At 64.4% G+C, this 16,678-nt stretch carries 16 protein-coding genes and 1 tRNA gene; 11 read left to right on the forward strand and 6 right to left on the reverse strand.

What is annotated here, in order from left to right:
* From FCU66_RS01265 to FCU66_RS01305, 9 genes are all read left to right on the forward strand, one after another.
* Positions 1–783 carry a DeoR/GlpR family DNA-binding transcription regulator gene (locus tag FCU66_RS01265; protein WP_136620395.1) on the forward strand — a complete coding sequence of 261 codons (783 nt, stop codon included), beginning with the start codon at positions 1–3 and terminating at the stop codon, positions 781–783.
* On the forward strand, positions 780–2,159 hold the full coding sequence (locus FCU66_RS01270; protein ID WP_136620394.1) for an FGGY-family carbohydrate kinase: 1,380 nt from the start codon (positions 780–782) through the stop codon (positions 2,157–2,159). The genes FCU66_RS01265 and FCU66_RS01270 overlap by 4 nt, the downstream gene beginning before the upstream one ends.
* Positions 2,156–3,700 (forward strand): sugar ABC transporter ATP-binding protein, encoded by a 1,545-nt coding sequence (locus FCU66_RS01275; protein ID WP_136620393.1) that lies wholly within the window; start codon positions 2,156–2,158, stop codon positions 3,698–3,700. The genes FCU66_RS01270 and FCU66_RS01275 overlap by 4 nt, the downstream gene beginning before the upstream one ends.
* The gene (locus tag FCU66_RS01280) at positions 3,697–4,695 is read left to right on the forward strand and encodes an ABC transporter permease subunit (protein WP_136620392.1); all 999 of its coding nucleotides are present in this window, start codon (positions 3,697–3,699) and stop codon (positions 4,693–4,695) included. Before FCU66_RS01275 ends, FCU66_RS01280 begins: the two co-directional genes overlap by 4 nt.
* A gap of 76 nt (positions 4,696–4,771) precedes the next feature.
* Positions 4,772–5,710 (forward strand): ABC transporter substrate-binding protein, encoded by a 939-nt coding sequence (locus FCU66_RS01285; protein ID WP_136620391.1) that lies wholly within the window; start codon positions 4,772–4,774, stop codon positions 5,708–5,710.
* A gap of 104 nt (positions 5,711–5,814) precedes the next feature.
* Positions 5,815–6,708, forward strand: a complete 894-nt coding sequence (locus FCU66_RS01290) for a sugar phosphate isomerase/epimerase family protein (protein ID WP_136620390.1) — start codon at positions 5,815–5,817, stop codon at positions 6,706–6,708.
* Positions 6,709–6,840: 132 nt separating this feature from the next.
* Positions 6,841–7,194 carry a cupin domain-containing protein gene (locus FCU66_RS01295; RefSeq protein WP_136620389.1) on the forward strand — a complete coding sequence of 118 codons (354 nt, stop codon included), beginning with the start codon at positions 6,841–6,843 and terminating at the stop codon, positions 7,192–7,194.
* 204 nt (positions 7,195–7,398) lie between these two features.
* On the forward strand, positions 7,399–8,907 hold the full coding sequence (locus tag FCU66_RS01300; protein WP_136620388.1) for a multicopper oxidase family protein: 1,509 nt from the start codon (positions 7,399–7,401) through the stop codon (positions 8,905–8,907).
* A 6-nt stretch (positions 8,908–8,913) separates the two neighbouring features.
* The gene (locus FCU66_RS01305; protein WP_136620387.1) at positions 8,914–9,348 is read left to right on the forward strand and encodes a YqaA family protein; all 435 of its coding nucleotides are present in this window, start codon (positions 8,914–8,916) and stop codon (positions 9,346–9,348) included.
* A gap of 36 nt (positions 9,349–9,384) precedes the next feature.
* Here the strand turns inward: FCU66_RS01305 and FCU66_RS01310 are convergent, their stop codons facing one another.
* The 3 genes from FCU66_RS01310 to FCU66_RS01320 all read right to left on the reverse strand — a co-directional run bounded on the left by FCU66_RS01310 (position 9,385) and on the right by FCU66_RS01320 (position 11,382).
* Positions 9,385–9,945 (reverse strand): cytochrome b, encoded by a 561-nt coding sequence (locus FCU66_RS01310; protein WP_246093717.1) that lies wholly within the window; start codon positions 9,943–9,945, stop codon positions 9,385–9,387.
* A 112-nt stretch (positions 9,946–10,057) separates the two neighbouring features.
* Positions 10,058–10,134, reverse strand: a tRNA-Arg gene (locus FCU66_RS01315).
* 84 nt (positions 10,135–10,218) lie between these two features.
* Entirely contained in the window at positions 10,219–11,382 is a 1,164-nt protein-coding gene (locus tag FCU66_RS01320) for a M20 aminoacylase family protein (RefSeq protein WP_136620386.1), read from the reverse strand.
* Between the two features lie 216 nt (positions 11,383–11,598).
* Here FCU66_RS01320 and FCU66_RS01325 point away from each other — a divergent pair, with 216 nt between their 5' ends.
* Entirely contained in the window at positions 11,599–12,762 is a 1,164-nt protein-coding gene (locus FCU66_RS01325; protein ID WP_136620385.1) for a D-alanyl-D-alanine carboxypeptidase family protein, read from the forward strand.
* Between the two features lie 89 nt (positions 12,763–12,851).
* On the forward strand, positions 12,852–13,952 hold the full coding sequence (locus FCU66_RS01330) for a CobW family GTP-binding protein (RefSeq protein WP_136620384.1): 1,101 nt from the start codon (positions 12,852–12,854) through the stop codon (positions 13,950–13,952).
* Between the two features lie 9 nt (positions 13,953–13,961).
* On the opposite strand, the gene FCU66_RS01335 is transcribed toward FCU66_RS01330, so the two are convergent.
* From FCU66_RS01335 to FCU66_RS01345, 3 genes are all read right to left on the reverse strand, one after another.
* Positions 13,962–14,198: a sulfurtransferase TusA family protein gene (locus FCU66_RS01335; RefSeq protein ID WP_168992033.1), complete on the reverse strand. Its 237-nt coding sequence runs from the start codon at positions 14,196–14,198 to the stop codon at positions 13,962–13,964.
* 8 nt (positions 14,199–14,206) lie between these two features.
* Positions 14,207–15,505, reverse strand: coding sequence for a L,D-transpeptidase family protein (locus FCU66_RS01340; RefSeq protein WP_136620382.1), 1,299 nt, complete (start codon positions 15,503–15,505; stop codon positions 14,207–14,209).
* Between the two features lie 216 nt (positions 15,506–15,721).
* Entirely contained in the window at positions 15,722–16,672 is a 951-nt protein-coding gene (locus FCU66_RS01345) for an acetyl-CoA carboxylase carboxyltransferase subunit alpha (RefSeq protein ID WP_136620381.1), read from the reverse strand.
* Positions 16,673–16,678: the final 6 nt, after the last annotated feature.

Consider the following 16,678-nt stretch of genomic DNA (forward strand, 5'->3'; position numbering starts at 1 on the left):
TTGAGCGACTCCGGCCGCCAGCGTCAGATCGTCGAACTGCTGCGGGATCGCCCGTTCGCCTCGGTGCGCGAGCTGCAGGAGCGGCTTGGCGTTTCAGCCGCGACGGTCAGGCGCGACATAGACAGGATCGACGAGGCCGGTGAGGCGCGGAAGGTCTATGGCGGCATCTCGGCGCTCGATGGGGCTTCCCAGGCCGGTGTCGCCTATGCCAGGCCCTACGACGAGAACCGCGACCTTGCGGTCGAGGCCAAGCGGCAGATCGCCGCTCTCGCGGCGACCATGGTGCGCGACGGCGATGCGGTCATCGTGCATGGCGGTTCGACCTGCTTCCATCTCGGGGTCAAGCTCGCCGAGCGCAACATCCGGCTCTACACCAACTCGATGCCGCTCGCGGCCTATCTCAGCGACCACGGCCATTGCAGCCTGACGGTTGCCGGCGGCGACCTGCATCGCGAACCCGGCATCATCCATTCGCTCACTCAGGCCGTGCCCTTCTACGCCTCGAAATTCTTTCTCGGTGCACAAGGCCTTGGCCAGGAAGGCGTGATGGAATCGCATCCGCTGCTGGTGCGCTCCATCATCGACCTCAGCCTGTGCGCCGACCAGATCGTGGTGCTGGCCGACAGCCGCAAACTGTCGATCCATGCACGCAATGTCGCGCTGCCGCTTTCCCGTATCGGCACGCTGGTCACCGATGACGGCCTCTCCGACACCGATGCGCGCATGCTGGAAGATGCCGGCGTCATGGTGCGGATAGCCTCATCCTCGGGAGCCATCCAGTGAAGGTGGCGGTCCTCGATTTCGGCAAGACCAATTCGAAGCTGTTCGTCTTCGGTCAGGACGGGCGCATTCTCGGCGAGCGTCGGACACAGCCGAAATGGGTGCGCCAAGGCGGCTTCAGCGTGCTCGACGAGACAGCGCTCCACGATTGGGCACTCAGTACCGTACGCGATGCGGTCGACAACCATGGCGTCGAGGGGCTGATGGTGTCGGGCCATGGCTGCACCTTTGCCTTGATCGACGAGGCGGCGCTGACGCATCCGATCCTCGACTACGAGCAAGAGCCGCCGGCCGAGATTGCCGCGCGGATCGATCGCCGCATTCCGGATTTTGCCGAGACGTTCTCGCCGCGACTGCCGCTCGGCTTTAATTACGGCCGCCACATGCTGTGGCTGCAGGAGGTCGATCCCGACGCATTCGCTGCGTCGAAATCGATCCTCGGCTATCCGCAATACTGGAGCTGGCGCCTTGGCGGGCGGGCGGTCTCGGAAGTGTCCTATCTTGGCTGCCACTCGCATCTGTGGGCGCCGCGCAAGCGCGACTTTTCTTCGCTGGTCGACGCGCAGGGCTGGCGTGACCGGATGCCTGCCTTCGAGCGCGCCGGCGCCGTGACCGGCGAACGGCGCCTCAGCGGTGCGGCACGGCCGATCGCCATCCACAACGGCGTCCATGACTCGAATGCGGCGCTGCATGCCTATCGCCGGCAGGAACTCGGCCCGGTCACCGTCGTTTCGACCGGCACCTGGGTCATAGTGCTCAATCCGGACTGCCCGCTCGACGCGCTCGACCAGGGCCGCGACATGCTGGTCAATGTCGATGTCGATGGCGGTCCGGTGCCGACCATCCGCTTCATGGGCGGGCGCGAATTCGCAACCATCAGCGGCGGCTGGCAACGCGGGATCGGCCTATCCTCGATCCAGCGGGTGATCGACGCCGGCATCATGGCGCTGCCGAGCTTCGCGCCGGGCGGGCCGATGTCCGGCCATTTCGGCCGGCTGGTCGGGCGTGCGCCCGATGCCGAGGAGCGGGCGGCCGTGGCGCTGCTCTACGTCGCGCTGATGGTCGATCTCTGCCTCGACCTCATCCATTCGAACAACACGGTGATCGTCGATGGCGGGCTGAACACGGGCGGTCTGCTCGCCGGGCTGTTGGCCGATCTGCGTCCCGGCCAGGCCTTCCTGCAAGGCGCCACGCTGGAAGGCAGCGCCACGGGCGCGGCGGCGCTCGCCTTCGAGAGCGTCGGGTGCGAATTTGCCGCCGAGGTTCTGGAGCCGGTGCGTGCGTCGCGTTTCACTGGATTAGCCTTCTATCGCAGTGACTGGCGTGCGCTGGCCATGGACCGTGGCATCGCCGGTGCGGCAGTGGGAGGCGCGCGATGAGTGCGGCCGCCAAGGTCGAGACGGCGCGCCAGCCGGTGCTGGAGATGCGGCACATCTCCAAGACGTTCGGCGCCATCCGCGCCTTGCAGGATGTCTCGCTCAGCGTCCATGCCGGCGAGTTGCACGCCTTGATGGGCGAAAACGGTGCCGGCAAGTCGACGCTGATGAAGGTGCTTTCAGGCGCCTATCGTCCGGATGCCGGCGGCGAGATACTGATCGACGGCATGCCCGCCGCGACCGGCGATCCGATCAAGGCGCGCGCCAGCGGCGTCGCGGTCATCTATCAGGAGCTGTCGCTGGCGCCCAATCTGACGGTGGCGCAGAACATCTTCCTCGGCAACGAGCCGCGACGCTTCGGCATTGTCGACCGCGACCAGTGCACCCGGCGCGCCAGGGAGATCATCGCGCGGCTCGGCGTCTCCTTCTCGGCCCGCGACATGGTTTCCAGCCTGTCGCTCGGCGAGCGCCAGCTGGTCGAGATCGCCCGCGCGCTGTCGACCAATGCACGCATCATCGTCATGGACGAGCCGACCACGTCGCTGACCTCGCGCGAGACCGACCGGCTGTTCGAGGTCATCGCGACGCTGAAATCGCAAGGCATCGCCATCATCTACATCAGCCACCGCATGGAAGAGGTCTACCAGCTTGCCGACCGCGTCAGCGTGCTGCGCGACAGCGGTTATGTCGGTACGCTCGAGCGCGCCGACCTTAGCGCCTCGCGCCTCGTATCAATGATGGTCGGCCGCGATTTGTCCGCCTTCTACAAGAAGGACCATCGGCCGCCGGACGCAAAGCGCGCGGTGGCGCTTTCGGTGCGCGGCATGTCCGACAGCCGTCTCCTGAAGAACTGTTCGTTCGACCTGCACAAGGGCGAGGTGCTGGCGCTGGCGGGGCTGGTCGGCTCCGGCCGCACCGAGCTTGCGCGGCTGATCTTCGGCGCCGACAGGCGCACAGCGGGCACGCTGGAGCTCGACGGCAAACCTGTAACCATCGGCTCGCCGCGCGAGGCGCTGGATGCCGGCATTGCCTATCTGACCGAAGACCGCAAGGAACTCGGCCTGTTCCTCGACATGTCGATTTCCGACAACATCAGCATGGGCGTGCTGGCGAGGGATTCGCGCGCCGGCGGCTTGCGCGACTTCGCGGCCGCCGAACGGCGCGCTTCCAAGGCTGTTGCCGATCTCTCTATCCGCACCGGTTCGGTGCAGGCCAATGCCGGCTCGCTGTCGGGCGGCAACCAGCAGAAGGTGCTACTCGCCCGCCTGCTCGAAACCGAGCCGAGGGTCGTCATCCTCGACGAGCCGACCCGCGGCGTCGATGTCGGGGCGAAGTCGGAAATCTACCGGCTGATCGACAATCTCGCCAAGCAGGGCATCGCCATCCTGATGATTTCCAGCGAACTGCCGGAGGTGATCGGCGTCGCCGACCGCGTGCTGGTGATGCGCGACGGCACGATATCGGGCGAGGTGACGGCATCCGAAGGCGAGCCGCTCAGCCAGGAGAAAATCATGGAACTTGCAACGGGAGCGGCTCAGCAATGACCGACAGGGCGACCGAGATCAGCGCGGGCGGCCAAGCCACCGGCACGAGCCGGCGGTTGCGCACCGCAATCGCTGCCCTTGGCATGCTGCCGGTCCTGATCCTGCTGGCGGCCGGCTTCCAGTTCATGAACCCGCGCTTCCTGACCGAGACCAATTTGCTGATCGTCACCCAGCAGTCGTCGATCAACATCGTGCTGGCGGCCGGCATGACCTTCGTTATCCTGACTGGTGGCATCGACCTGTCCGTCGGCGCCATCCTTGCCGCATCAGCGATGGTGGCGGTTATGGTGTCGCTGGTGCCGGACTGGGGCCTGCTCGGCGTGCCGGCGGCCATTCTGGTCGGCCTCGGCTTCGGCCTCATCAACGGGCTGCTCATCGCCTACATCAAGCTGCCGCCCTTCATCGTCACGCTGGGTTCGCTGACCGCGGTGCGCGGCGTCGCCCGCCTGCTCGGCCAGGACACGACGGTGTTCAATTCGGACCTGCCGTTCGATTTCATCGGCAACGGTTCGCTGTTCGGCATTCCCTGGCTGGTGATCATCGCGCTGTCGGTCGTGGTGCTGTCCTGGCTGGTGCTCAAGCGCACCGTGCTCGGCACCTGGATCTATGCCGTCGGCGGCAATGCCGAGGCGGCGCGGCTGACCGGCATCAAGGTGCCGCTGGTGCTGCTCTTCGTCTATGGCGTTTCCGGCATGCTGGCCGGCCTTGGCGGCGCCATGTCGGCGGCCCGGCTCTACGCCGCCAACGGCCTGCAACTGGGGCAGTCCTACGAACTCGACGCCATTGCAGCGGTTATTCTCGGCGGCACCAGCTTCGTCGGCGGCGTCGGCTCGATCTGGGGCACGCTGATCGGTGGCCTGATCATCGCGGTGCTCTCCAACGGGCTCATCTTGGCCGGTGTCTCGGACATCTGGCAGTACATCATCAAGGGATTGGTCATCATCGTGGCGGTCGCCCTCGACCGCTACAGGCTCCAGGCAGGAGCAAGAACGTGATTGACCTTAGTCGCCGGCGTAAACGACCGGTTTGTGTAACGCACCGTGAGAGGCGCGGGGCAATCGGAGGAAAGCAATGAAGACCATCGCCAAACTGCTCTGCGGCGTCGCACTCGCGTCGCTCGCCATCGCGCCTGCGTCGGCCAAGGACCTCAACAAGGTCGGCATCTCGGTCGGCCTGCTCGGCAACCCCTTCTTCGTCGCCACCATCAAGGGCATCGAGGACGCGGCCAAGAAGATCAACCCGAAGGTCGAGGTGACATCGGTGTCGGCCGACTATGACCTCAACAAGCAGGTCTCGCAGGTCGATTCGTTCATCGCCGCCGGCGTCGACGTGATCATGCTCAATGCCGTCGACGCCAAGGCGATCGCACCGGCGGTGAAGAAGGCGCAAGCCGCGGGCATCGTCGTTGCCGCCTTCGACGTTTCGGCGCCGGGCGCCGACGTCACGGTGATGACCAACAACGTCAAGGCCGGCGAAGAGGCCTGCCAGTACCTGGTCGACCATACGGGCGGCAAGGGCGATTACGTCATCCTCAACGGGCCGGCATCGTCGTCGATCCTGGAGCGGGTGAAGGGCTGCAAGAACGTGCTGGCGCAGCATTCCGACATCAAGATCCTCTCCGACGACCAGAATGCCGAAGGCTCGCGCGACGGCGGCCTGAAGGTGTTCCAGTCGCTGCTGACCCGCTTCGACAAGATCGATGCGGTGTTCGCCATCAACGATCCGACGGCGATCGGCGCCCAGCTCGCCGCCAAGCAGCTCAACCGCGCGGAGTTCATCTTCACCGCTGTCGACGGCGCGCCCGATATCGAGAAGGAACTCTCCTCCGGCACCTCGATGATCAAGGCTTCGGCCTCGCAGGACCCCTATGTGATGGCCGGCCAGTCGCTGACGATGGCGGCCGAGCTTCTTGCCGGCAAGAAGCCGGCGGAGCCGATCGTGCTGCTCGACCCGAAGCTGATCACGGCCGACAACCTGAAGGACTACAAGGGCTGGACCGCGGCCCGCTAACGTTCCCATCAAAAACGTGCGGCCGGGATCACCCGGCCGCACGTCTTGTCCAGGCATCGGTTTCCGCTTCTGGATCCGATGCCGCGCAGAAGCCGGAGACGATGATGTCGCGCATTGGAATCCATTCTTTCGTCTGGTCGGCGAGCTCGGCACAGGCCGATCTCGAGCGGACGCTGGCCAACACCAGGGAGGCCGGCTTCGACCTCATCGAGTTCTCCTATCTCGACCCGGCCAATGTCGACATTGGCGGGCTCGCCAGGCGCATCGCCGATCTCGGCCTCGGCGTCGCGATCAGCATCGGATTGCCTGGTGATGGCGACATTTCGAGCGCCGACAAGGCGATTGCCGCGCGCGGCGTCGAAATCCTCAACGACACCATCGCGCTGACGCGCGATCTTGGCGGCCGGAAGGTGGCCGGCATTCTCTCGACCAGCCACGGATTGCAGGTCGAGGCGCCGACACGCGATCAATGGCAGCGCAGCGCCGGCACGCTGGCGAAGGTCGCCGAGACGGCCAAGGCCGCCGGCGTCACGCTCAATCTCGAGATCGTCAACCGCTTCGAAAGCAATCTGCTCAACACCGCCGCGCAAGGGCTGGCGTTCATCGAGGATACCGGCTCGGACAACATCTTCCTGCATCTAGACACCTTCCACATGAACATCGAGGAGGCCGATGTCGGGCTGGCCATCCGCCACGCCGCAAGCAAGATCGGCTATGTCCATATCGGCGAGAGCCATCGCGGTTTCCTCGGCACCGGCAACATCGACTTCACCGCGATCTTCGATGCGCTGACGGCCATCGGCTACAGCGACGACCTCAGCTTCGAATCCTTCTCGTCGGAGATCGTCGATGAGAACCTGTCGAAGAAAACCGCCATCTGGCGCAATCTGTGGACAGACAATCTGGCGCTCGCCAAACACGCACGCGCCTTCATCGGCCTCGGGCTGGAGACGGCGCGGCGCAAGGCCGAGCTGGTTTCGGCACAACACAAACCCTAAACCCGGCCGTCGAACCGGGTGCGCAGGCGCGCCATGGCCGCACGGCGCCGGCATTGCCCGCGCCAGGGGTATCGGATATCTGACCGTCCAGGCACATAACGCCGGCACAACGCACCAGACGGAGCCCAGGACATGACACGCAGCACGATTCTCAAATTCGGCGCCGTCGAAAACGCGGACGCCGGCGATCTGGCCGGCTGGGTCGTGGTCGAGGGCAAGCCGACCATGAAGACCGCCGTCCAGCACACGACCGAAGACGGCAAGGTGCTGTCGGGCACCTGGCAGGCGACGCCCGGCACCTATCACGCGACCTACACCGACTACGAGTTCGTGCACATGATTGCCGGCCGCATCATCATCACGCCGGACGGTGGCGCCCCGGTCGAAGTCGGCCCGGGCGACGCCTTCGTGGTGGAAGCCGATTTCAAGGGAACCTGGAAGATCATCGAGCCGGTGACGAAGCATTTTGTCGTCAGGGTCGGCTGAGGCGGCCTGATTGCGTGGGCCGCCGTCGGTTGGCGCCCCTGGCGGGTCTTTGGCGCGATGGTTGCCCGCTCTGCTAGACGCGGCTTTCCAACGGCCATGATGCCGGGCCGATCAGGCGGCCTAAACGCCGCATTGACCTGGTTGGGCTTCGGCAGTCTTCTTGGGATCGCCCCTGGCGTTCATGGCTGATCGAGGAGACGACAGATGCATCGACGTGGTTTTCTGGCGGCTGGTCTTGCGACGGTTCTTGTGAGCGGGCGTGCCGTCGCCCAGATGAAGATGGACGACATGCCCGGCATGGACATGGGTGGCCACGCGGGCCACGACATGGGCGCCGCGCCGCAAGGCGCGGCCGTGCTGCCGGAAGGAGAAGCACTTCGCGAATTGCCCCTGCTGGCGAACGAAGCCAGCACGCCCGGCCTGTTCAAGGCGAAGCTGACGGCCGGGTCCGCCACGGTGCGTTTTGCGGAAGGGCTGGACACGCCGATCCTCGGCTACAACGGCACCAGCCCGGGGCCGCTGATCGAGGCGGTCGAGGGCGACCGCGTTGAGATCACCTTCGCCAACCGGATTGTGGACGAGGCAAGCACCATCCATTGGCACGGCATGCCGGTGCCGGCCGACCAGGACGGCAATCCGATGGACCCTGTCGCGGCAGGCACCGATCGCACTTACAGCTTCGACCTGCCGGAAGGCAGCGCCGGTTCCTATTGGTATCACCCGCATCCGCACGGCAAGACGGCTGAGCAGGTCTATCGCGGCCTTGCCGGCGCGATCGTGGTCAAGCCGAAGGCCGATCCGATCCCGGCCGCCTATGGCGACACCGTGCTGGTGTTCACCGACCTGCGCCTTGCGGCCGATGGCACCTTGCCCGACAACACGATGACGGACCTGATGAACGGGCGCGTCGGCGACCATGTGCTGGTCAACGGCCAGAAGAATCCTGCACTGACGGTCCCCTTAGGCGCGAAGCGGCGCTTCCGGTTCTACAATGCGACCAACGCGCGCTTTTTGCGGCTCTCCTTCGACGGCGCGCCGATGACGATCATCGGAACGGATGGCGGTCTGCTGGAGGCGCCAGTCGCGGCTGACGACATCCTGCTCAGCCCGGCGGAACGGCTTGAACTGGTCGTCTCTTTCGACAAGCCCGGCCCCGCGACGCTTTACACGCTCGAATACGATCGCGGCTGGATGGGCGCTGGACGTCCTGCCGATGCCGGGCTGACACTCTTCACGGTCAATGTTTCGGAGATGCCGGCCGAGCCGGTCCCGCCATTGCCCGACAGGCTGCGGCCGATCGCGCAGCTCGGCGCTCCTGCCGTCCGCCGCCGCTTCGTCTTCACCGAAACCATGGCCATGAACGCCAGCGGCATGGAGATGGGGTTCCTGATCAACGGCGCCGCCTTCGATATGAACCGCGTCGACGTCGTCGCCAAGGCTGGACAGGTCGAACTCTGGGAAATCGTCAACAAGGCGGACATGGATCATCCATTCCATGTGCATGGGACGCAGTTCCAAGTGGTCGAGCACGAACGCGGCGGCAAGAGATCAAAGCCGGCCTATCGCGCCTGGAAAGACACCGTCAACGTCGCGCGCGGAGAGACGGTGCGCCTGCTGTTGCGACAGGACCGGCCGGGGCCGAGGATGTATCACTGCCACATCCTCGAGCACGAGCAGCTCGGTATGATGGGCATTGTCGACGTGCAGGCATAGTCCGGCGTGGCGGCGCTCTATGGCGCGCTGTTCATCAGCGCGTTCCTCGCCGCAACCGTGCTGCCGGTCTCGTCGGAGGCGGTGCTCGCTGGCCTGATCGTCTCGGGCCGCGGTGATCCTTGGCTGCTCCTTGCGGTCGCCACGATCGGCAACACGCTCGGCTCCGTGGTGAACTGGATTCTGGGGCGTGGCATTGACACGCTGCGGACCAGACGCTGGTTTCCTGTAAGTCCTGAGCGCTATGAGCAGGCAAGCCGGATATTCCGACGCTTTGGCGAATGGACGCTGCTGTTTGCCTGGCTGCCGGTTGTCGGAGACGCTTTCACCATTGCTGCTGGTGCGGCACGCGTGAACCTTGGCGTGTTCGTTGCTCTTGTCGCAATAGGCAAGGCCGCGCGCTATGCGGTGATCGTCGCGGGAGGATTGTGGGCAATGGCGTGAGCAGCTGTCCTCATCGTCGACCGCAAGCGGCATTTTCTATTCCCGCGAGGCGGTGTTCGACCGGCTGAAGACCATGCTTCGCATGACACCATCGCGCAACAGCCCGAAATGCACCAGGGCAGCAAGGACGTGAACACCGGTAAGTCCAAGCAATACCCAGACCAGCTTTGCATGGATGAACGCGAAACCCCTTGCCGACAGCGCGCCGACGGATGGCGCCAACGGGACAGGCAAGTTTCCGAAAAGCCGTGCGGGAGGCATGAAAGGCATTGGCCGGTAGCCCAGCCATCCCGTTATCAGGACGGCGAGAATCGCAACGTAGAGAAACATGTGGAAGAAAGCCGTCGCAAACCGCATGAACCGTGAGGTTTGCCTGACAGGGGCTCGGGTGAAGATGCGCCAGCAAAGCCTGAGGACGATGACGGCAAGGATCGTCACGCCGATCGACATGTGAAGCGGAAGCCAGTTCATCGTTGCCATGCCCGGTCCGTCCATCGGTCCGAAGGCAATGGCGATTTGCGCCGCGAGAGCGATCACGGTTAGCCAATGCAGCAGACGAATGCCGAAATGCCAGCGCAGGCGAGGATTCTCTTTCACATCCGAGGCCCGACCGTTGTCAAATGCGCGAAGGAGGGCGTGATGGTTTCGTCCACTCCAACGGACCCAATTTCGCAAAAAGTATGGCGGCTCGCTAAGCCTTTGAAATGCATGGTGATCCCGACAGGAATCGAACCTGTGACCTACAGATTAGGAATCTGCCGCTCTATCCTACTGAGCTACGGGACCACGCGGCCCGACACATAGCCGCTTCGGATCGTTTCGCCAAGAGGCCGGCCGAACGCAATTCGGCCAGCCTTTGCGCGGTTTGCGTCAGGCGGCGAGTGCCGTCTCCGCCAGTTTCACCCAATAGCTCATGCCGTGCGGGATGACCTCGTCGTTGAAATCGTAGGCCGGGTGGTGGAGGCCGGCGGTGTCGCCATTGCCGACGAAGATGAAGGCGCCGGGGCGGGCTTCCAGCATATAGGAGAAATCCTCGCCGCCCATCACCGGCTGGATGCCGCGATGGACATGGGCGTCGCCGGCGACGCCGATCGCGACATCGCTGGCAAACACCGTCTCCTCCGCGTGGTTGAAGGTCACGGGGTAGTTTGCCTGATAGTCGACCTCGATCTTGGCGCCGAAGGCGGTCGCCAGTCCTTCACAGATCGTGCGGATGCGCTCTTCCGACTTCTTGGCGATTTCCTTGCGCAAGGTGCGCACGGTGCCGGCGATTTCCGCCGTTTCGGGGATGATGTTGTAGGCGTCACCCGCGTGGAACTTGGTCACCGACACCACCACGGCCTCGACCGGGTCGGTGCTGCGCGAGGCGATCGTCTGCAAGGCGCCGACCAGCTGGCTGGTGATGACGATCGGGTCGATCGTGCCGTGCGGCATGGCCGCATGGCCGCCCTTGCCGCGCACGGTGATGGTGAACTCGGCCGTCGCCGCCATGATCGGGCCCGGGCGAATGGCGAACTGCCCGACAGGCAAGCCCGGCATGTTGTGCATGCCGAACACCTTGGAAATGTCGAAACGGTCCATCATGCCGTCCTTGACCATCTCGTTGCCGCCGCCGCCGCCTTCCTCGGCCGGCTGGAAGATCACCGCCACCGAGCCGGTGAAATTGCGCGTTTCGGCGAGATATTTCGCGGCACCCAGCAGCATTGCCGTGTGGCCGTCATGGCCGCAGGCATGCATCTTGCCGGGAATGGTCGAGGCGTAGGACTTGCCTGATATCTCGTTGAGCGGCAGCGCGTCCATGTCGGCGCGCAGGCCGATGGTGGGGCCTTCGCCCTGGCGGCCGCGAATGATGCCAACCACGCCGGTCTTGCCCAGGCCGGTCACCACGTCGTCGCAACCGAAGGCTTTCAGCTTCTCGGTGACGAAGGCTGCGGTCTTGAAGACATCGAAGTTCAGTTCTGGCGTCTGGTGCAGATGCTGGCGCCAGCCGGCAACTTCGTCCTGCATTTCGGCGGCACGGTTCAGGATTGGCATGATGGTTCCATCTCGCTGTTGGGACAGGCGGGTATTGCCCGCCGCCTTGCAATTGTGATCGCCAGGCACTTTGCCATGTTGGCGTCACATAGAGTAAATAGCACCGCAACGATACGGTCCGGTTTTTGAGGGTCGGACCTATCATGCTGGCGATCGCGTAACGAAATCTTACGGAGCCAGGGGCGACTACGGCAAGAGGCGATTTCGGATTTGATCATGCGGCACAGGCATTTCCTCAAACTATTCTCGGCTGGCACAATCGCGCTGTCGGTTCTGGCCGGGCCGGCGCTGGCCAATCCGGTGGTTGTGTTCGACCTCAACAGCGGCAAGATCCTGCAGCATCAGGATGCGTTCAAGCGCTGGTATCCGGCGTCGCTGAGCAAGCTGATGACCGCTTATGTGGCTTTCCGGGCCATTGCCGCCGGCGAGGTCCAGCTTGATTCGCCGATCAAGGTGACCAAACACTCCGCCGCCGAACCGCCAAGCAAGATGGGCTTCAAGCCGGGCTCGGTGATGCGGCTCGACAACGCGCTGAAGATGATGCTGGTCAAATCGGCCAACGACATCGCCATGGCCGTCGGCGAAAATGTCGGCGGCTCGCAGGCGGGCTTCGCCGTTCGCATGAACGCTGAAGCCCGGCGCCTCGGCATGACCGGAACGTATTTCGTCAACCCGAATGGGCTGTTTTCGCCGGAGCAGTATACGACGGCGCGCGACCTCGCCTTGCTGGTGATGGCGATCCGCAAGGAATTCCCGCAATACGCGCCCTGGTTTTCGATCGAAGGCCTTGCCGTCGGCAAGAAGGCGATCCCGAACTACAATCTCTTGATCGGCCGCTATCCCGGCGCCGACGGCATGAAGACCGGCTTTGTCTGCCCCTCCGGCTTCAACATGATCGGTTCGGCGACCCGCAACGGGCGCACGCTGGTCGCGGTCGTGCTTGGCGAGAAGTCGGCGGTCACCCGTGCCGAGGCCGCCGCGAGATTGCTCGACCAGGGTTTTGACACGCCTGCCGCCGGCTCGGCCACCGTCACCACGCTGGCGCCCTACGGCGACACCGTCTCGCCCAACGACATGCATGACGAGGTCTGCAAGAAAAAGACGCCGCAGGAGCAGTCCGAAGCGCCGCCGGTCGTCGCCAAGGATGTGCCGAAATCGCCCTATCAGGAAAAGCTCGACCATGTGCCGACGCTGGTTGCCGTCGGGCTCGGCGGCGCCACCGGTCCGGCGCCGAAGGCCATCCTCGACCAGGGTGCGCAGGAATACGCCGACGTGCCGATCCCGAGCTGGCGGCCCGATAGACCGGCTCCGGCCGGCACCGGTCCGAAGATTGCCGGCTCCGCCGCGCTGGGCGACCAGCCGGCCAAGGTTGCGAACTAGAGCATGATCCCGAACCGAAGGTCCGCGTCAGCGAAACTTGGATACCGGTTTTCGGAAAAGATCATGCTCAAACAAACAGATAGAACTCAATGAGCGGCTTCCCGATCCCCGTCTCGGTGCTCACCGGTTTCCTCGGCGCCGGCAAGACGACGCTGCTCAACCGGCTGTTGAAGGATCCGGCGCTGGCTGACACGGCGGTCATCATCAACGAGTTCGGTGAGGTGGCGATCGACCATCTGCTGGTCGAGCAGTCTTCCGACGGCATCATCCAGCTTTCGGACGGCTGCCTGTGCTGCACGGTGCGCGGCGAGCTGGTCGACACGCTGGCCGACCTGGTCGACCGGCTGCAGACCGGCCGCATCGCCCGACTTGCCCGCGTCATCGTCGAAACCACGGGGCTGGCCGATCCGGCGCCGGTGTTGCAGTCGATCATGGCGCATCCGGCGCTGGTCCAGGCCTTCCGGCTCGACGGCGTCATCACGCTGGTCGATGCGGTCAACGGCAATGCCACGCTCGACGCCCATGTCGAGGCGGTCAAGCAGGTCGCCGTCGCCGACCGCATCGTGCTCAGCAAAGCCGATCTGGTCGCCGACCCCGGCGACCTGGAAACGTTGCGGGCGCGCCTGCGGCAGATCAATCCGGGCGCCGAACTGCTCGATGTCGCCGACACGGGGACAGGCGTGGCGGCGCTGTTTGACTGCGGCCTCTACAACCCGGCGACGAAATCCGCCGATGTGCGGCGCTGGCTTGGCGAGGAAGCCGCTCATGATCATCACCATCATGATGGCCATGATCACGAGCATGGCCATGGTCATCGCCACGATTCGCGCGTCCGTTCCTATTCGTTGGTGCATGACGACCCGGTGCCGTTTTCAGCCATCGAGATGTTTCTCGACCTGCTGCGTTCGACCCATGGCGAGCGCCTGCTGCGCATGAAGGGCGTCATCGAGCTCAGGGAAGACCCGTCGCGGCCGCTGGTCATCCATGGCGTGCAGAAAATCCTGCATCCGCCGGTGCAATTGCCGTCCTGGCCCGATGGCCAGCGCGGCACGCGGCTGGTGCTGATCACGCTCGACATGCCGGAAGATTATATCCGCAGGCTGTTCGCCGCCTTCACCAACCGGCCGTCGATCGACACGCCCGACCGCGCGGCGCTGGAAAACAACCCGCTGGCGATTGCCGGACGTTGACCTCTACGATTACGGCGCGCCGCGCTCGACCAGGAAGCGATGACCACCGGAGACCGCCGCCGTCTCAATCAACTGGTGGCCGCTGTCGGAGCAGAAGGCCGGAATATCGATGACGGCGAGCGGGTCGGTGGTCTCTAACCAAAGCCGGCTGCCCGGCTGCATCCCGGCCAGGCGTTTCTTCGCCTTGAGCACGGGCAAGGGGCAGTTCAGCCCCTTGAGGTCATAAACAGCGGCGCGATCAGCCACGGGTGAAATCAACCGCCGAACATGCCGAGCAGCTTGTTCTTCAGCTTCGTCACGCGGCTCTCGTCGGCGCTCGCCGCTTGCGTTTCCGCTACCGGCGCGGCTTCGGAAGGGGCAGCGATGGTCGCGGTGGCGACAGGGGCTTCCTTGGCGGCCTTCTCGGCCTCCTTTTCAGCCAGAGCCAGGGCCTTGGCGGCTTCCTTGGCTTGCTTGGCCGCCTCTATGGCAGCCAGCCTCTGCTCCTCGGCCTTCTGCTTGGCGGCTTTTTCGGCGTCGAGCGCAGCCATTTTGCGGCCGGCCGGCGAATCGATGCGGCCCATGCGCGCCGTCTCGGTGACCGAGCCGTCATTGTTGAGCGACGGCGGGTCGATCGGCACGCGCTCGCCGCGCGCCCGGCGCTTGGACCAGTCGGAGACGATGCTGGCTTCCTTGATGCCGGCGATGGTCGGCTTGGGTGGGGGCACGCTGGCCTTGACCGCGCCGTTGAAAGCCGCGTCATAGGTGCTCATGTAGGAATTGTAGGCGCTTTTCAGCGAATCAGGCTGCGTCGTCGCCGGGCAGGCGCCGGTCGGATCGAATGTCTGGCCGTCGGCGGCAACCTGGTTGAAGACATAGCGCTTTTCGCAGACATCGACCTTCGGCGGCACCTTGGTGATCTCGAAATTGTCGTAGCCGACCTTCAGCATCTTCCAGAATTCGTAATTCGGGTCGTTGCGATAGCGCGCCATGTTGGCGGCGGTCATGCGGAACGGAAAGGCCTCGACCTGGAACTCGGTCTGCCCGCCCTGAAACGCGTCGCGGCCAAAGGCATAGATCTGCTCGATCTGCGCATCGGTCATCGAATAGCAGCCCGACGACGAGCAAGCGCCGTGCACCATCAGGTTCTGACCCGTGCGGCCATTGGCGCGGTCATAGGCGTTGGGAAAGCCGATGTTGAAGGACAGATGATAGTTCGAGCGCGGATTCATCTGCGACGGCCGCACCGTGTAGAAGCCTTCCGGCGCCTGGCGGTCGCCCTCGGTGTATTTGGGCCCCAGCTTGCCCGACCATTTGCAGATGTCGTAGCTGGCGACCATGTCGTAGCGGCCGTTGGTCTTGGCCTTCCAGATCTCGAGCTTGCCCTCTTCCTTGAAGATGCGGGCCATCACCGAGGAGGTACGGACCATGCCCTTGGCCCTCATGTCGGCGAGGATCTTGTCGGGCAGCGGCTTGTTGGCCTCCGGCGCGAAATCCTTCATCGACGAATTGTTACACCCGGCAACGCCGAGGGCTGCGATCAGGATTCCGGTGCGGGCAAGCTTGACAAACATGGCTACGGATATCGTCTTTTCTCTGGCGCCCGGGCGTTTCTTGCCCCGGCTACTGCACTGCGCATCGACGGACCCTAAGCCCGTTAACCTTGAAAATTCCTTACCGCAAGTGCCGACGCGTCCCCCTGCGGCAGTCTCATTGAGCCGAATGCAGCGGCATTTTTGTGGCAAAAATGCTCCGCGCCGCCACATTGTGGCGGGCAAGGCTGCCTGCGGTCAGAGGCTGCGGCCCATTGCCAGGTATTTCTCGCGGCGCTGCTCACGGAAATCGGTGTTGGCGCCGGCAAAGTCCTTCATCGTCCTGGCGATGAGGTCGCCGGTCGCGGCAATCACCGTTTCGGCGCCGCGATGCGCGCCGCCGAGCGGTTCGGGAATGATGGCGTCGATGATCTTCAGCTCCAGAAGATCCTGCGCGGTGATCTTCATGTTGGTCGCCGCGTCCTTCGATCGTGTCGTGTCGCGCCACAGGATCGAGGCAGCACCCTCCGGCGAAATCACCGAATAGATGGCGTGTTCGAGCATATAGACGCGGTTGGCGGTGGCGATGGCGATGGCGCCGCCCGAGCCGCCTTCGCCGATGACCACCGAGATCGACGGCACTTTCAGGCCAAGGCAGGCCGAAGTTGAGCGCGCAATGGCTTCCGCCTGGCCGCGCTCCTCGGCGCCGACGCCGGGATAGGCGCCGGCGGTGTCGACTAGCGTCAGCAGCGGGATCTTGAAGCGGTCGGCGAGTTCCATCAGCCGCACCGCCTTGCGGTAGCCTTCCGGCCGCACCGAGCCGAAATTGTGCTTCAGGCGGCTGGTCGTGTCGGAACCTTTTTCCTGGCCGATAATGGCAACAGGTTCGCCGCGGAAGCGGGCGAAACCGCCGACGATCGCCTGGTCCTCGCCGTAATTGCGGTCGCCGGCCAGCGGTGTGAAATCGTTGAACAGGCCCTTGATGTAGTCGACGCAATGCGGCCTGTCGGGATGGCGCGCCACCTGCACCTTCTGCCACGGCGTCAGCGCCTTGTAGGCGTCGCGCAGCGCGTCGCGGGAGCGCTTCTCGAGACGGCTGATCTCGTCACCGACATCGACCGCCTCGCCGTTCTCGGCAAGCTTCTTCAGCTCGAGGATCTTGCCCTCGAGGTCCTGCACCGGCTTTTCGAAATCGAGGTAATTATACATGCGTGA

The organism is Mesorhizobium norvegicum (assembly GCF_004919685.1).
Lineage (GTDB): Bacteria > Pseudomonadota > Alphaproteobacteria > Rhizobiales > Rhizobiaceae > Mesorhizobium > Mesorhizobium norvegicum.

What these genes read in the sequence shown, in the direction of transcription:
- FCU66_RS01275 (WP_136620393.1), top strand. Translation starts at nt 2,156, where the DNA reads ATGAGTGCGGCCGCCAAGGTCGAGACGGCGCGCCAGCCGGTGCTGGAG.
- FCU66_RS01280 (WP_136620392.1), top strand. Translation starts at nt 3,697, where the DNA reads ATGACCGACAGGGCGACCGAGATCAGCGCGGGCGGCCAAGCCACCGGC.
- FCU66_RS01285 (WP_136620391.1), top strand. Translation starts at nt 4,772, where the DNA reads ATGAAGACCATCGCCAAACTGCTCTGCGGCGTCGCACTCGCGTCGCTC.
- FCU66_RS01290 (WP_136620390.1), top strand. Translation starts at nt 5,815, where the DNA reads ATGTCGCGCATTGGAATCCATTCTTTCGTCTGGTCGGCGAGCTCGGCA.
- FCU66_RS01295 (WP_136620389.1), top strand. Translation starts at nt 6,841, where the DNA reads ATGACACGCAGCACGATTCTCAAATTCGGCGCCGTCGAAAACGCGGAC.
- FCU66_RS01300 (WP_136620388.1), top strand. Translation starts at nt 7,399, where the DNA reads ATGCATCGACGTGGTTTTCTGGCGGCTGGTCTTGCGACGGTTCTTGTG.
- FCU66_RS01320 (WP_136620386.1), bottom strand. Translation starts at nt 11,382, where the DNA reads ATGCCAATCCTGAACCGTGCCGCCGAAATGCAGGACGAAGTTGCCGGC.
- FCU66_RS01325 (WP_136620385.1), top strand. Translation starts at nt 11,599, where the DNA reads ATGCGGCACAGGCATTTCCTCAAACTATTCTCGGCTGGCACAATCGCG.
- FCU66_RS01330 (WP_136620384.1), top strand. Translation starts at nt 12,852, where the DNA reads ATGAGCGGCTTCCCGATCCCCGTCTCGGTGCTCACCGGTTTCCTCGGC.
- FCU66_RS01340 (WP_136620382.1), bottom strand. Translation starts at nt 15,505, where the DNA reads ATGTTTGTCAAGCTTGCCCGCACCGGAATCCTGATCGCAGCCCTCGGC.
- FCU66_RS01345 (WP_136620381.1), bottom strand. Translation starts at nt 16,672, where the DNA reads ATGTATAATTACCTCGATTTCGAAAAGCCGGTGCAGGACCTCGAGGGC.